Origin of the sequence: Salinicoccus luteus DSM 17002 (assembly GCF_000712035.1) — a bacterium.
GTDB classification, from domain to species: domain Bacteria; phylum Bacillota; class Bacilli; order Staphylococcales; family Salinicoccaceae; genus Salinicoccus; species Salinicoccus luteus.
This window is the reverse complement of sequence record NZ_JONV01000009.1, coordinates 181,911-196,893: the sequence shown is the minus strand read 5'-3', so window position 1 is coordinate 196,893 and position 14,983 is coordinate 181,911. Positions and strand designations below refer to the sequence as shown.

Below are 14,983 nucleotides of genomic sequence, written 5' to 3'. Positions count from 1 at the left end.
CACTCCTGTTGCCTTTAGTACTGGTTCAGGTACTGTTTGAGTTCCCAATCGGAAACTTGTGAACGGTACATGTCCCATTCGACACTCTTGTTGCCATGGAACTGTCTATAGATATGGCTGCCCAGTGCATCCATGACCACTCTATCCTCTCTCATCGCCTTGAGTGCTGTATAAAGCGTAGAAGGCAGGTCCTCCACTCCCACAGCTTCTCTTTCTTCACGGGACATTTCATAGATATTCTCGTTTACCGGTTCAGGCAGATCCGTTTTATTCTTGATGCCTTCAAGACCGGCCTTCAGGATGACGGCAAGTGCAAGATATGGATTGGCTGCCGGATCGACCGATCTTACTTCTGCACGTGTCGACATCCCGCGGGAGGATGGAATGCGGAGCAGTGGTGAACGGTTCTTGCCACTCCATGCGATGTAGCTTGGCGCTTCATATCCTGGCACAAGACGCTTATAGGAATTGACGAGCGGATTGCATACTGCGGTAAATCCACGCGCGTGCTTGAGTATTCCCGCCATAAAGTGCCTCATATCCTGGCTTAATCCGATATCGTCATTCTCATCGTAGAATGCATTCTTATCACCCTTGAACAGGGAAACGTTGAAGTGCATTCCATTGCCGTTCAGGCCAAACAGAGGTTTCGGCATGAATGTAGCGTGCAGGTTGTGCTTGCGTGCGACCGTCTTGACAACGAGCTTGAATGTTTGAATGTTATCACAAGCGGCGATGGCATCCGCGTATTTGAAGTCGATTTCATGCTGTCCAGGAGCCACTTCGTGGTGGGAAGCTTCTATTTCAAAGCCCATGTCCTCGAGTTCAAGCACGATGTCCCTACGGCAGTTTTCACCAAGGTCTGTCGGTGCAAGGTCGAAGTATCCACCCTGGTCATTGAGTTCGGTTGTCGGCTGGCCCTTTTCATCAAGCTTGAAGAGGAAGAATTCCGGTTCAGGCCCAAGGTTGAAGGCGGAGTAGCCCATGTCTTCCATTTCTTTAAGTACACGTTTCAGATTTGATCTCGGATCGCCATCGAATGGTTCTCCATCTACGTTATAGATATCACAGATCAATCTCGCTACTTTTCCTTTGCCTGCCGTCCATGGGAAGATTGTCCATGTATCGAGGTCAGGAACCAGGTACATATCGGACTCTTCGATGCGGACAAACCCTTCAATTGAAGATCCATCAAACATCATTTCTCCATCAAGTGCTTTGCTCAATTGGCTGATCGGCACTTCGACGTTCTTAATTGTTCCCAAAATATCGGAGAACTGCAGGCGTAGGTATCTGACATTCTCTTCCTCTGCAATACGGATGATATCTTCTCTTGTAAATTCGCTCATTGTACACGCTCCTGTAAATTATTGGAAAAACCTTGATAAATCCCCACGGTTCAATAGTGGTCTCTGGTATTCGTTGTGCTTGAGTATCTCCGGTGTGTCGACTTTTTGAGGTTCATTTAGGATTTCCCCTATCCTTTTCATGGTAAACCCTTTTTCCATGTAGTTTTGGATGGTAAGAAGAAGGTCCAGGTCGTTCATGGAAAAGACCCGATGGTTGCCGGGGGTCCTTTCAGGAGAAATAAGAGACAGGGATTCATAATATCTGATTTGCCGTGCCGTCAGACCAGTCAGTTTCATGGCTGATGACATCGGAAAGATAGCGGTGTTACGTCTCATCTGATCTCTATCCAAAATGATCACCTCTAATCATATTCATAATATTAGCACAACATTTTTCAAAAATCTAATCGATGTAAGATAATCTAACATGACTATGAAACTATAATAAAACATCGGAGAAAACAAGCTGTTTCTCCGATGTTTTTCTATTCGCGGTCAAATTTATGGCGATTCTTTTTGAAATTCATCGTCAATGTTTCCCGCGTGAGCAGGCTGTAGACAAGCGGTACGATGAGCAGGGTAAGGAATGTACTGGTGAACAGTCCTCCAATTACGCTGATGCCCATCGGCTGATTGATTTCTGCCCCCTCCCCGAATCCGAAGGCGATTGGTACCAGGCCGAGCATCGTTGTGAAAGCTGTCATAAGAATCGGACGTATGCGTATGTTGACCGCTTCTATGATCGCTTCATATGGGTTCATCCCACGCTCCCTCAACTGGTTGATGAAGTCGACAAGGACAATGCCGTTGTTCACAACTATACCGATCAGTACCAGCGCGCCTATGAAGACCGGCACACTAAGCGGCGTATCTGTGATCCATAGGCCGAACATGATCCCAATCGACATCAGGGGAACTGTAAACATGATGACGAATGGATACTTGAACGATTCAAACTGTGCTGCCATGACGAAATAGACAAGGATGACGGCAAGTACCATCGCCATCAGCATATCCATCACGGAATCTTCTATCAGTTCCTGATCTCCTGTGTATTGTATTTCACTTCCTTCACTGAGGTTGAGATTCCCGGCCGTCTCTTCAAGTTCTGCAGCAGCTTCCGAAAGGCTGCTGCCTGCCGCCACTTCCAACTCATATTGGTAGGCATGGAGACCATCAATCCGCTCGATTGCTGCCGGCGCAGCCTGGCGTTCAATATCCGCCACGTCTTCGAGTCGGACGCTCTCCCCTGTTGCTGAAGTCTGTATGGTCATATCGCCGAGTGCCCCCACACTATCTACATCTTCATCGGCAAGCTTGAGGGAGACGGTCAATATTTCTTCAGTTTCGTCTTCAGCGATATTGAAGACATCCACTCCTCTCGTGAAGTTCGAAAACTTCTCTGCCACTTCGGCAGCCGTCAGCTGATTCTCAAATAGTGCTTCCCGATCCAGATTGATCGCCAGTTCCTCGACCGTCTCGGTCAGATTATTGGAAACCTCCGCTACAGTATCCAGATCTTCCAGTGCGGCTGTAAGTGCTTCTTCATCGGCATTGAGATTCTGTTCGCTGTCATTCATCAGATTGAATGACAGCACTGAGGAGTCGGTACCGGTGGAGGTGGAAGTGGTCATGGAAACTTCCGCCTCCTCAATATAAGATTCAGCGATGGCCTGCAATTCCGGTCCGACCGCCCTCGCAATTTCATTTGTCGATCGGTCCCTTTCCTCCATTGGAACTGTCGTGACATAGATTGCCCCCTCCGATGTATCGGCAGAACTCGTGATGCCCCCATTGCTTGACACTCCGGCCATGCTCAGGTATACATCAATGTCTTCGATGGAAGAGAGATATGATTCCATCTCTCCTACTGCCTGTTCCGTCGTCTCCAGGTTGGTCCCTGCCGTCATATCGATATTCGCGGAAAAGAATCCTTCGTCTGTTTCAGGAAGAAATATCAATCCGGTACGATAGATGCCGAATACGCCAAGCCCCACAAGAATTCCGACCAGGAGGATGGTGATGATTCTGTAGCGCAGCACCTTTTTCAGAAGTCCATTGAATATCCTGTTGAAGATTCTTTTCCTATTCCCCCTCTCCAGATTCTTGTTCGGCCGCTTCATGAATTTGCTTGCGAACATCGGTACCGTAGTCAATGAAACAACGAGAGATGCAAGCAGGCTGAAAGCGATGGTCACTGAAAACTGTGTAAATATCTGACCGATGATGCCCTCGATGAATACGACCGGCAGGAACACAGCCACTGTTGTAAGTGTTGATGCAGTGATGGCGCCCGCCACCTCCTTCGCTCCCTCATAAGCAGCCTCCTTCGGTGACTTGTCCATGCCCAGGTGCCGGTTGATGTTCTCTATAACAACGATACTGTTGTCCACGAGCATCCCGACCCCGAGAGCGAGCCCTCCCATCGTCAGGAGGTTTAATGTGAAATCGGAAAAGTACATCAGTACAAAGGTGAAGATGACAGAGTATGGAATTGCGATGCCGACGATGATTGGACTTTTGAAGTTCCTCAGGAAGAGGAAGAGGACGGCCATCGCAAAGGCTGCCCCAAGGATCAGTGCCTGGGAAATGTCGCTGATTGAGCGGTTGATATAGTCGCCCTGGTCAAAGAGAACGTCCGCATCTATACTCTCGTACTTGGGCTGTTCGAGTGTCTCTTTGAGGGCGGCATTGAATTCCCGCGAGGCATTGGATGTATTGCCATCCGCCTCTTCAAGCACATTGACCAGTACGGAAGGCTGCTGGTTCGTTCTGGAGATCGTATCGCCACTTGTACCCACCTTCTCTATTTCAGCAATATCAGAAAGTGTGATGGTTTCGCTATTCGCAGGGTTGACCGTCACAATGAACGCCTCAAGATCGGAAATGGACTGGAACTGTGACTGTATGCGTGTAGTGATGCTCTCGGTCCCCTCGTCAACCGATGTTCCGGGCAGCGACAGATGGCTTGCTGCCAGTGACTGCTGGATGGCCGTCATATCCAGCTGATACTCATCCAGTGCCTCCCCATCCAATTTGATTTCTATGCTCTCAGTCGACAGGCCTTCGGCATCCACACTCGCTATCCCCTGGATACGCTCGAGCTCCACCGTCAAGTCCTCAACGAGGGACTGGAATTCAGCATCCTTTTCATCACTGCTCAAAGACATCTGAATGATGGGCAGTTGGCTCGGGTCGAATTTCATGAAACGGGGTTCCCCTGCGTCATCCGGCAGCTGGGCGGCACGAAGCGCCTGGTTGATTTCGTTTTCAACTTCATCAATGTCAGTGGCCCATCCAAATTGCAGAAAGATCAGGTTGGATCCCTCCTGTGAAGTGGAAATCATCGAATCAAGCCCCGGAGTCGTCGACAACTGATCCTCAAGAGGGAGGGTGATCCGATCATTTACCTCTTCTGGACTCGCCTGGCTATAGCTTGTAACAACCACTCCGATCGGAGGGTTTATTTCCGGTATGAGCTTGAGTGGTATATTGATTAGTGAAACAGCGCCTAGAATGATCACAAGCAGCATGGTGACCATAGTGAGTACGGGACGTCCAATCGAAAATTTAATCATTCCATTCCCTCCCCGGAATTGATATCCGTTGATTGAATATTACCACAATTAACTCCATCTGCCCTACTGCTTTCTGCCTATAAAAAAGAACTTCCGACGCCACGCCGGAAGTTCCCATCTAGCCTATTATACTTACTGCAAAAACTATCAGTATCACTACTGGAAGCACAAACCTCAGCATCAATATCCAGAACTTGTACAGTCCATACATTTTGCTGCCTTCATCCACATTCAGCTGGTTCATCGTCACACGCCGGTCGATGACAAAACCGACAAACAGCGTAGAGACAAGTGCCCCGATCGGCAGCATGATATTGGATACGAGGAAGTCCACATTATCAAAAATCGATCTTCCGAAAATGATGACATCGCTCAGCACACCATAGGACAACGCGGAGGGAATACCCGCCAGAAATACGAAGAAGCCGAAGATATATGCTCTGCTGCGCCGCTTGCTCTCATTTCCCTTGATTGCATTGGCCACATTGATTTCAATCATTGAAATTGAAGAAGTCAATGTAGCGAATAGGAATGCACCAAGGAATAGGATATAGAACAGCATGCCCAGTGGAATCTCCCCAAACACTTGCGGCAGGACGATGAATACGAGTCCCGGGCCTTCAGCCGCTTCCACACCAAGCGATGCAATCGCAGGGAAGATGGCGAATCCGGCCATGATGGAAATGACAACATTCATGATTACAATGGACAGTGCCGATTGTGTAAGGTTATGCTCTTCACCCAGATATGATGAGTAAGTAATCATCGTCGTCGCACCAATGCTCAGGGCAAAAAAGGATTGGCCCAGCGCATAGAGCAGCGCCGTAGAATCGATTTCGCCGATGTCCGGTGTCAGGAAGAATGCGATGCCTTCCATCGCTCCGGGAAGCGTCACTGAACGGATGATTACAATCAGGAACAGGACGAACAACAGCGGCATCATCACTTTGGATGCACGTTCAAGTCCTTCCTGCACGCCTTTGGCCACAATGAAGGCCGTCAGCAGGATGAAGACGCCCTGCGCCAAAACAACATAGAGCGGGTTGGCGATGATGCCTTCGAAGGCCGCCCCATAATTGTCAATCTGAATCAGATTGATGGCATCACCGAGCGCAACAACAAGATAGATCAGTATCCATCCTCCAATGACACTGTAGAAGGAGAGCAGCAGGAAGACGGCTATATTCCCAAGCCAGCCGAATACCCTATAGAATCTTTTGCCCCCGAGATATTCGAACCCTTCAATCGGGTTGCGCTGACTTGCCCTTCCGATGACAAACTCGGACAGCAGGAGCGGCATCCCAACAAATAATGTCAATATAAGAAATACAAGAAGAAACGCGCCGCCACCATGTTCGGCGGTCATATAAGGGAAACGCCACAGCGCACCAAGTCCAATCGCTGAACCTGCAGCTGCCAGAACAAACCCGATTTTGGAACCCCATCTCACACTATTCATAAACTAACCTCACTTCACTATTATTCACTTCATTCATTTTAAATAGAGTTCCTAATATAGTAGCACACCTGGAATGCATTTGAACACTCTGCCTCAGAAATTCCCGTTAAAATAATGCAAGGGGCGTTCCCATGACAGGAACGCCCCCTCGGCTGCTAGTTTGGATTGTCTTCCAGATCAGGCACCGGCTTTTCATAGTACTGCCTGTCTTTATTGGCATTGAAGTGGTCTGCTTTCTCCAGCTTCACATCGACTGTGTAGTCCGGCATCTTCGCATAGTTTTCATAGATGCCCTTAGGCACAAGATAGTTCCCCTCCGGGAACTGGATGCCCAGGTTCCCGGATTTGATATCGGCGCTTCTTGCGAATCCCTGGAATACACCGTTCTTATTGTAGAGGACAATGGCTTCACCATCCTGGATGCCTTCCCGTTTCGCATCTTCTCTGCTAATGAGCACGTCATATCTGCCCATCTCATTGAATGCGTCCGTATCGCCATAAACCATGGAGTTGAACTGCTTGCCCCGTCTCATCAAAAGCCTGAACTCACCGGCCTTCTTGTTGTTATCCGGTATGTCGATGCCGATGAGGTTCGCCCTGCCGTCCGGCGTCGGGCACACACCTCCCTCACATAGCCAGGCGCCGCCGTATTGATAGACGTCTCCGGCCTTCTTGAGGTGCTGCACCCCATCATACTGGGGATTGGCTTTGGCAATCTCTTCCCTGATTTCCTGTCCGGATGCAAAATCGATAAGCTCTGCAGATTCCGGCTTCACACGTTTGGCAAGATCCACATAAATCTGCCACTCGCTCCGCGCTTCCTCGATACGGTTCCGGTTCCCTTCGATTTCCGGGGAGAAATAGACCATCCGCTCCGTTGATGTGGACAGTCCGCCACCATCCTGTTCATACCGCGTCTTGGCAGGAAGGACGATTACCGTCTCTTTCGCATCAAGCAGCGTGGAGGTGTTCAGGATGATGTCCTGATGCACACGTACTTCCAGATTGGAAAGTGCTTCTGCTACAAAATCAGGATTCGGCATCGTCTCAAGGAAGTTGCCTCCTGACATATAATAGAGCTTCAGCTTCCTTTCATTATCTTCCGGCAGCATGGCATTTTCGATCGTGACTCCGACGGAATCCCCCGGCCATTTCGGCAATTCGAAGTTCCATATTTTTTCGATGCGTTCCCTATTTGCATCATTATAGTCGCCTCCGGGCAGAACGAATGGATCGGCACCCATTTCCCCGGAACCCTGAACACTGGAATGTCCACGCAGAGGCATGAGACCACAGTGTTCCCTTCCAAGCCAGCCACGCAATAGGGCGAGATTCGCCACTTGCGAAATGTTGTCCGTCGCATGCTTATGCATGGTCAGACCAAGCGCCCACACCATGACTCCGCTTTTCGAATTTGCAAGCAGTTCCGCAAGTTCTGTAATACGCTCCCGGCTGATGCCGGAGGATTCAATGATATGTTCCCATGTCTGGTTTTCTACAGTTTTCTTCAGTTCATCGTAGTTATTCACGTGCTCCTCTACAAACTGATGATTGACCGCCGAGCCGTGCTTTCCTTCTTCCATTTCGAACCAGTGCTTCATGACGCCATGCATCATCGCAATGTCTCCACCGATGTTCACTTCAAAGAAGTCATCCGCAATCTTTGTGCCGAACAGTGCGGACTCTGTCACGGAAGGCACCCAGTAGTTCTCCATCGCAGGCTCTTTATATGGATTGATGACGATGATCTTGGTGCCGCGCTTCTTTGCCTCCATCATATACTTTGTGGATACCGGGCTTGAGTTTGAAGCTACACTGCCCCAGAAGACCAGTACATCGGTGCCAAGCCAGTCCTGATAGTTGCATGTCGACGCCCCGACACCGATTGAGCGCTTCATGGCCGTTTTGCTCGGGGAGTGGCATATACGGGATGCGTTGTCTATATTGTTGGTCCCGAGAAACCTTGATACTTTGGCTGCTGTATAATATGACTCATTGGTGATGCCCCGGCTTGTAAGATAGAAGGCATACTGTTTGGGGTCCAGCGCCCTCATCTTATCCGCTACCGTGTCCATCGCCTCATCCCATGAAATGCGGATGAACTTGCGATCTCCTTTGCGGCGCATCATCGGATATGGGATGCGGCCCAGTTCCCTGAGTTCTGCACTTGTCATCTTCCTCAGTTCATCGATATCCTGGTGTAGAACTTCAGGTTTGATCGGCGGTGCGGTATTCAAACGGAGGACATTGAAGCGGGTGGTGCACATATGCGGTCCTTTCAGCGTCTGATCCTGCAGACCGGATACACCTAGAGCGCAACCATCACACACACCTTTGGTGATGATATTTTTGGCATAGTTGAGATTGTCTTTATTTTTCCATGCAATTTTGGCCGTGTCCCTGATGTGGTGCGGTTTCACTTTGGTCAGGCCGAACGGCACCGGACTCACCCACAAGTTGGGGTCCCATTTCTTCGTCTTGCTTATTGGACCTTGATGCAGAGTTTTTCCCATTACTACACTTCCTCTAAAGAATTGTCTTTTCCTATAGTTATTGTATCCCAATTTTCAGTTTAATCAATTCTCTTATGAGAATTTAAATTGAAAGTGGCAACAACTTCATATTCATGATTCAAATTGGACAAAATTGAAAGACATGCTCTTCATTATGAAGAATACATGCCTTACTAAAATGGCAAATCAGCAATTTCATTTTTATACTTAACATGTACTGAAGTTCTTTTCCCAACTACTAGTTTTCAATGGCAAGTTTCGGCTCGCCCTCGTTCTTTGCGGTCTTTTTAATTTTCTTAATATCTACCCTAATGAGCAGGGAAATCAGCAGGGCCACCACAAACATGCCTGCAAAGATGTATAAGGTCAGTGTATAGCTCTGTGTCGCCTCGTAGACTGTAGAGGAGATATACGGACCGACCAATCCTGCAGCTGCCCAGGCTGTCAGTATATACCCATGGATTGCCCCCAGCTGTTTCGTTCCGAAAATATCCCCTATATAGGCAGGAATCGAAGCAAAGCCCCCACCGTAGCATGAAATGATGATGAACAGCATGGACTGGAAAATCAGGGCTTGAGTAACTGATGGGAGGATCAGGAACAATGCGATCTGTATGACAAAGAACATTGTGTAGACATTGGGACGTCCCAGATAGTCGGACACCGTCGCCCACGCCAGCCTTCCACCACCGTTGAACACGCCCATCAACCCGACCATCAGTGCAGCTGCGCCCGCAGATAGACCAGCGATTTCCTGGGCCATTGGACTCGCCACAGCAAGAATTGCAATGCCGCATGTCACGTTTATGAAGAGCATGAGCCATAAGAAGTAGAACCTTCTGGTTTTGATCGCTTCATTCGCTGTAAGCTGCACCGCATCCTGTTTCGCTGTCTTCTCTTCTTCCAAATCCACACCTTCCGGCTGGTAGCCTTCCGGCGGCTTCTCCAAATAGAGGCTCGAGAGCAGCATAATTACGAAGTAGACCACAGCAAGCACATAGAAAGTCACTGCGATGCTGAATGATTCAATCATGAACTCCATTGCTGGACTTGCCAGCATTGCGGCGAAACCGAACCCCATAATGGCAAGCCCTGTCGCCATCCCCCTGCGGTCAGGGAACCATTTTACAAGAGTCGATACGGGAGTGATATATCCTATCCCAAGTCCAATTCCTCCCAGAACACCGTAACCGAGATATAATAGCCAAAGACTCTCTATCTGTACGGCAAACCCGGCAATCGCGAGACCGGAGGCAAAAAACCCTGTAGAAACAAGACCTGAGATACGCGGTCCTTTCGCTTCTACGAAATGGCCCATAAAGGCTGCAGACAACCCGAGAAACAGGATTGCCAGGCTGAACGTAAATGAAACATTACTCAAACTCCATCCCAATTCGGTCTGGAGTGGTGAAGTGAATACGCTCCATGCGTAGACAGAGCCTATCGAAATATGTATCCCCACTCCTGCCAATGCGATGAGCCAACGGTTTTTCTTTGTTTTCAATTGAAGCGCCCCTTTGTTTTAATTGTTTACAAAAAAACCTTTACGCTATAGAATATGTTTGGACTACTGTAAATTAATTTTCATTATATTATAAAGGGGAAGCGTTTTCAATAATATCAAAAGGAGGGAAAAAATTGAAGGCCACAACCAACAAAAAGATTCTCCGCTACAGTGATGATCAGATGGTGGAAGTGGAAGATGCTGTGGCAGAGGAGTTCCCTCTTACTATCTACTTGAACGATGTGGAATTTGCAACGCTGGTATGTTCCCCAGAACATCTTGAGGAACTGGTTATCGGCTTTCTTGCCTCTGAAGGGGCGATAAAACGGTTCAGCGACATAGAATCCATGAACCTGGACGACCACGGGGGCTTCTGCCACATCCGCCTGAACAGGGAAATCCCCACTGATCATTTCATCTATTCCAAACGCATCCTCGGATCCTGCTGTGGCAAAAGCCGCCAGTTTTATTTCCAGAACGATGTGGACACTGCAAAGGTTTCAATGGCCAAAACGACCCTGACCCCATCGCAATGCATAGAACTGATGCATGCCATGCAGGAGCGGAGCACCATATTCAAGGAAACGGGCGGCATACATAATGCAAGTCTGGGTACACCGGATAGTCTCATTGCCCATCGGGGGGACATCGGCAGACATAACGCATTGGACAAACTGTATGGCCATTGTCTGCAGAACCGTATCCCCGTCCGGGACAAAGTTCTTGTATTCAGCGGACGCATTTCATCCGAAGTACTGACAAAAGCCGCAAAGATCGGTGTCGGCATTGTACTGAGCAAATCAGCCCCCACAAACCTCGCGATACAGTTGGCGGAAGATCTGAACATTACAGCTGTCGGTTTCATCCGTGGCGATTCGTTCAACATATACAGCCATCCCTGGCGCATTAAAAAAGAGTCCGGCCTTTAAGGCTGGACTCTTTTCAATCCTTATAATAATCTTTATGGAAATCGCCTGCGTCCTTCTCCAATTTCTGATAATGCAATTCGACAATACGCCCTATCTTCAATGCCCATTCTATATCGGTCGCGTAAAGATGACTCCCTGGATTTCCCGGATTCCAGCGCATCGCATACAGTGTCTGCTGTCCCTGATCCAGATAATTTTCCCTGATGAATTCTGCACCTCCGATTACGGCAGCTTCAGGAGTAGACCACCCGGCACGTGCTGCATAGGCCGAACCCTCTTCGATTGCCTGGCGGTCGAAAGCACCGATGCCAAAGAAATTATAGTACATGTCATCCCCTACACGAATACCTTGAGCCAGCTGCGATCTCCCATTGCCTGTCTCGAGCTGGGCATGACTGATGAGATACAGGGCGTTTATATCATATCTTTCCTGCGCTTCAATGAACACATCTCCGCGGCCTTCAAGTATGCCTTTGCCTTCCAACAACCACTCCAGCTCTTCAGTTGTCACATCCACTTTTTCAGTGAGATTCAAAAATTGATATTCGGCAGGACTTCCATGGACTTTCATCGCATTTCTGATTTCATCGTTTTCAGCTTGGCGAATTCTGCCTTTTTCAAGCTTCAGATCCGCTGTACCATTGTTGATTTGACGTTCCACTGCTTCATCAAAATTATGGATATTTCCACCACCCTTGAACAGCGTCGTTTCTGATACCATGAATGCCAATAGAAATATGGCCATGACACCCAGCAATATAAGAACCGGAATATTTTCTTTCATCCTTCTATTCATCTGTCCACTTTTCCCCATCCGTTTCAATTGATCTCCATACTAAAATAAGCATCTGATGCATCAGATGCTTATCGTCTCGGAATGTGACTGGCGGACCAGACCATCAATCATGACACTCAGTCGTTCTTTCAGTGCATTATTGACCAGCTTGTATCCTTCGCTGGTCTTTTCAAAGTCTTCATCACATGTACACACCTGTAATGGCAGCACCATCGCATGTACGCCCCTCATCACCATCCGGAGTTGCGTCAAAGGATCGGAATTCCTCATGCCGCCACTGTTGCAGAAGAGTCCAACCGGTTTCATCTCAAATTCGTCTATCGACAGATGATCCAATGCATTTTTCAGCAGACCGGAAAATGAGGTATGGTAGTTCGGCGTGCCGATGACGATGGCATCTGCATTCTCAGCATGACGTTTCAAGACTTCTATATCTTCGGTCTTTCCCTGGCCGAATACAGGAATGTCCATTTCCCTGAGGTCTATATGGGTTACATCGTGTTCCGGCTGTTCCACAAGAGATTCGATAATTTTGGCAATCGAATGTGTATGCGAATCTGGAAAAGCACTTCCTGAAAGGATCAGTAACTTCATTGGAAAGGCTCCTTTATACATATATTTAAGCGTATATTATATGTTATCATCTGCCTGTCCTGAATTAAACCGCCTAAAGTTGTATAAAATAAACTGAGATTGGCTGCAGCCGACCTCAGTTCATCAGTTTATCGTTCAAATTTTTAAGTTTGTCTATCGTCTCTTGGTCCAGGTCATCAATATCGACCTGTCCGTCTATAATTGATTGAGCCTGATCAATGGAGATATCCACAGCTCTACTTATTTGGTAAGCTGTCAGCTTTTCAGTCATTAATTCAAAATTCAAACCAATATCCATGCATTCACCTTCCTCAACCAATTAATCAAACTAAAGTTAATTATATCACAGGAAGAAGATTAAACAATAAATGTGAATTGCATTTAAACACTTTCCTATGAAATGCAGGAAACATGTATAGTGAAAGGCTACATGACTACTGATTAAATAGTGCGCTTTCCAATACAGTGATCTTTGCTTTGATTGCTTCATCAAGCTGCTCTATTGCCAGTTCTTCGTTCAAGAGACCTTGCGCCGTTTCCATCGGAATGCCCAGGGCCTCACTCAATTGGTAGGCTGTCAATCTACCTTCCAATATTTTTAATTTAGTCTCCATTTGATCACCTTTTTCATGTAGTACATTAAGTATAGTGCCATTTGGGTTAAAAGCAATCATTTTTACACAAATCATATAAAATATTATCATTCTGTAAAGAAGTATTAATTAAAGTGAAAATTAAAAAATAGTGTAGTATGATATGGGCATTTTTCAATGGAGAAATCACATATTCGTTACCTACTTGGGTACATATACAAATGAGGAGTGAAATAGATATGCATGAATCTTTATTCAACAGACAAAAGCAATTTTACCAATCTGGAAAGACGCACAGCATCCCATTCAGGATCGAGTCGCTCAGGCAACTGAAAAGGGCCGTCCATTATTATGAAGACGCTCTGCTCGAAGCCATGAAAATGGACTTGAACAAAGGAGAAACTGAAGGGTACCTGACCGAGATCGGGTATGTGTACCATGATCTCAACCTTTCCATAAAAAATCTTAAAAAATGGGCGGAAACAGAAAAAGTAAAGACGCCAGCAAGCCATATCGGTTCAACTTCAAAGATCCATAAGGAGCCTTACGGGGTCACGCTTATCATTTCACCATGGAATTATCCATTTAATCTGGCCATCGGGCCTCTGATCGGTGCAATCGGTGCGGGTAACACCGCCATTCTCAAACCGTCAGAACATACACCAGCCATCAGCCGGGTGATCAGCGATATCATCTCTCTCGTTTTCCCCGAAAAATATATAGCTTCCGTAGAAGGGGGTATCGAAACGAACCAGAGCCTTCTCAATCTGCCCTTCAACTATATCTTCTATACAGGGGGGTCCCATGTGGGGAAGATCGTCATGGAGAAAGCAGCGCAGCACCTTACACCGGTCACCCTTGAACTGGGAGGTAAATCACCAGCCATCGTAACAAAAAACGCCAACTTGAAAATTGCTGCCAAGAGGATTGTATGGGGGAAATTCATCAATGCCGGCCAGACTTGTGTGGCTCCTGATTTCGTCTATGCACATGCTTCCATCAAGAAGGAACTGATTCGCCACTTGAAATACTACACCGAGAAATTTTATGGTGAGACTTTCAGGAATGGAGACTACATGCACATAGTCAATAAGGAACACTTTGACCGGGTCAAAGATCTGATACAAGGTGATGTAGTCCATGGCGGCCATACAGACCAATCCACACTTTCCATAGAGCCGACAATTATCGATAACGTGGATTTTGGACATGATGCAATGCAGGAGGAGATTTTCGGTCCTGTCTTGCCTGTACTCGAGTTCGATTCCCTTGATAAGGCGTTGCTCGATATCAGGGACCTGCCCGATCCATTGGCCCTGTATGTATTCACCGATAAAAAAACCGAATCTGCAAAGGTCATCCAATCTGTACCGTTCGGTGGCGGCGCTGTAAACGACACCGTATTCCACCTCGTCAATCCACACCTTCCTTTCGGTGGTCGTGGCAACAGTGGGATGGGAAGGTATCATGGAAAGTACTCATTCGAGACTTTCACCCATGAAAAAAGCATTCTAGATCAGACGACACGATTTGACTTACCCTTCAGATATCCCAATGCCAAGCTTTTCGGTAAAATGCTCAAGTATATTTGGCGATAAAATAAAGGACACCCCTCAGGAACCTGCTTCATCCTGAGGGGTGTTCTTTTAAGTTTCAACACGACTTTTG

12 protein-coding genes are annotated in these 14,983 nt (G+C 47.4%); 2 read left to right on the top strand and 10 right to left on the bottom strand.

Translation table 11 applies throughout. The features are described from left to right. Positions 1-14 precede the first annotated feature (14 nt). The 6 genes from glnA to BO53_RS0107485 form a co-directional block, all read right to left on the bottom strand. Entirely contained in the window at positions 15-1,349 is a 1,335-nt protein-coding gene (glnA, locus tag BO53_RS0107510; RefSeq protein ID WP_031547000.1) for a type I glutamate--ammonia ligase, read from the bottom strand. Positions 1,350-1,367: 18 nt separating this feature from the next. Beyond that, positions 1,368-1,700 carry a MerR family transcriptional regulator gene (locus tag BO53_RS0107505; protein ID WP_031546999.1) on the bottom strand — a complete coding sequence of 111 codons (333 nt, stop codon included), beginning with the start codon at positions 1,698-1,700 and terminating at the stop codon, positions 1,368-1,370. 134 nt (positions 1,701-1,834) lie between these two features. After that, positions 1,835-4,927, bottom strand: a complete 3,093-nt coding sequence (locus tag BO53_RS0107500) for an efflux RND transporter permease subunit (protein ID WP_037341986.1) — start codon at positions 4,925-4,927, stop codon at positions 1,835-1,837. Positions 4,928-5,045: 118 nt separating this feature from the next. Continuing rightward, positions 5,046-6,386 (bottom strand): sodium-dependent transporter, encoded by a 1,341-nt coding sequence (locus BO53_RS0107495; RefSeq protein ID WP_031546997.1) that lies wholly within the window; start codon positions 6,384-6,386, stop codon positions 5,046-5,048. Positions 6,387-6,541: 155 nt separating this feature from the next. Continuing rightward, positions 6,542-8,899, bottom strand: coding sequence for an FdhF/YdeP family oxidoreductase (locus BO53_RS0107490; protein ID WP_031546996.1), 2,358 nt, complete (start codon positions 8,897-8,899; stop codon positions 6,542-6,544). Positions 8,900-9,137: 238 nt separating this feature from the next. Then, positions 9,138-10,403: an L-lactate MFS transporter gene (locus BO53_RS0107485; RefSeq protein ID WP_031546994.1), complete on the bottom strand. Its 1,266-nt coding sequence runs from the start codon at positions 10,401-10,403 to the stop codon at positions 9,138-9,140. Positions 10,404-10,585: 182 nt separating this feature from the next. Here BO53_RS0107485 and fdhD point away from each other — a divergent pair, with 182 nt between their 5' ends. After that, on the top strand, positions 10,586-11,332 hold the full coding sequence (gene fdhD, locus BO53_RS0107480; RefSeq protein ID WP_051683064.1) for a formate dehydrogenase accessory sulfurtransferase FdhD: 747 nt from the start codon (positions 10,586-10,588) through the stop codon (positions 11,330-11,332). 13 nt (positions 11,333-11,345) lie between these two features. Here fdhD and BO53_RS0107475 read toward each other — a convergent pair whose 3' ends face one another. The 4 genes from BO53_RS0107475 to BO53_RS0107460 form a co-directional block, all read right to left on the bottom strand. Then, positions 11,346-12,128 (bottom strand): N-acetylglucosaminidase, encoded by a 783-nt coding sequence (locus BO53_RS0107475; RefSeq protein WP_031546992.1) that lies wholly within the window; start codon positions 12,126-12,128, stop codon positions 11,346-11,348. 60 nt (positions 12,129-12,188) lie between these two features. Continuing rightward, complete coding sequence (locus BO53_RS0107470) at positions 12,189-12,722, bottom strand: NADPH-dependent FMN reductase (protein WP_031546990.1); 534 nt, start codon at positions 12,720-12,722, stop codon at positions 12,189-12,191. Between the two features lie 115 nt (positions 12,723-12,837). Further along, entirely contained in the window at positions 12,838-13,020 is a 183-nt protein-coding gene (locus tag BO53_RS0107465) for a hypothetical protein (RefSeq protein WP_031546988.1), read from the bottom strand. 136 nt (positions 13,021-13,156) lie between these two features. Next, positions 13,157-13,315, bottom strand: a complete 159-nt coding sequence (locus BO53_RS0107460) for a hypothetical protein (protein ID WP_169738740.1) — start codon at positions 13,313-13,315, stop codon at positions 13,157-13,159. 239 nt (positions 13,316-13,554) lie between these two features. On the opposite strand from BO53_RS0107460, the gene BO53_RS0107455 reads away from it, so the two are divergent. Continuing rightward, a complete protein-coding gene (locus BO53_RS0107455; RefSeq protein WP_031546986.1) occupies positions 13,555-14,913 on the top strand; it encodes an aldehyde dehydrogenase in 1,359 nt (452 codons plus the stop codon). Positions 14,914-14,983: the final 70 nt, after the last annotated feature.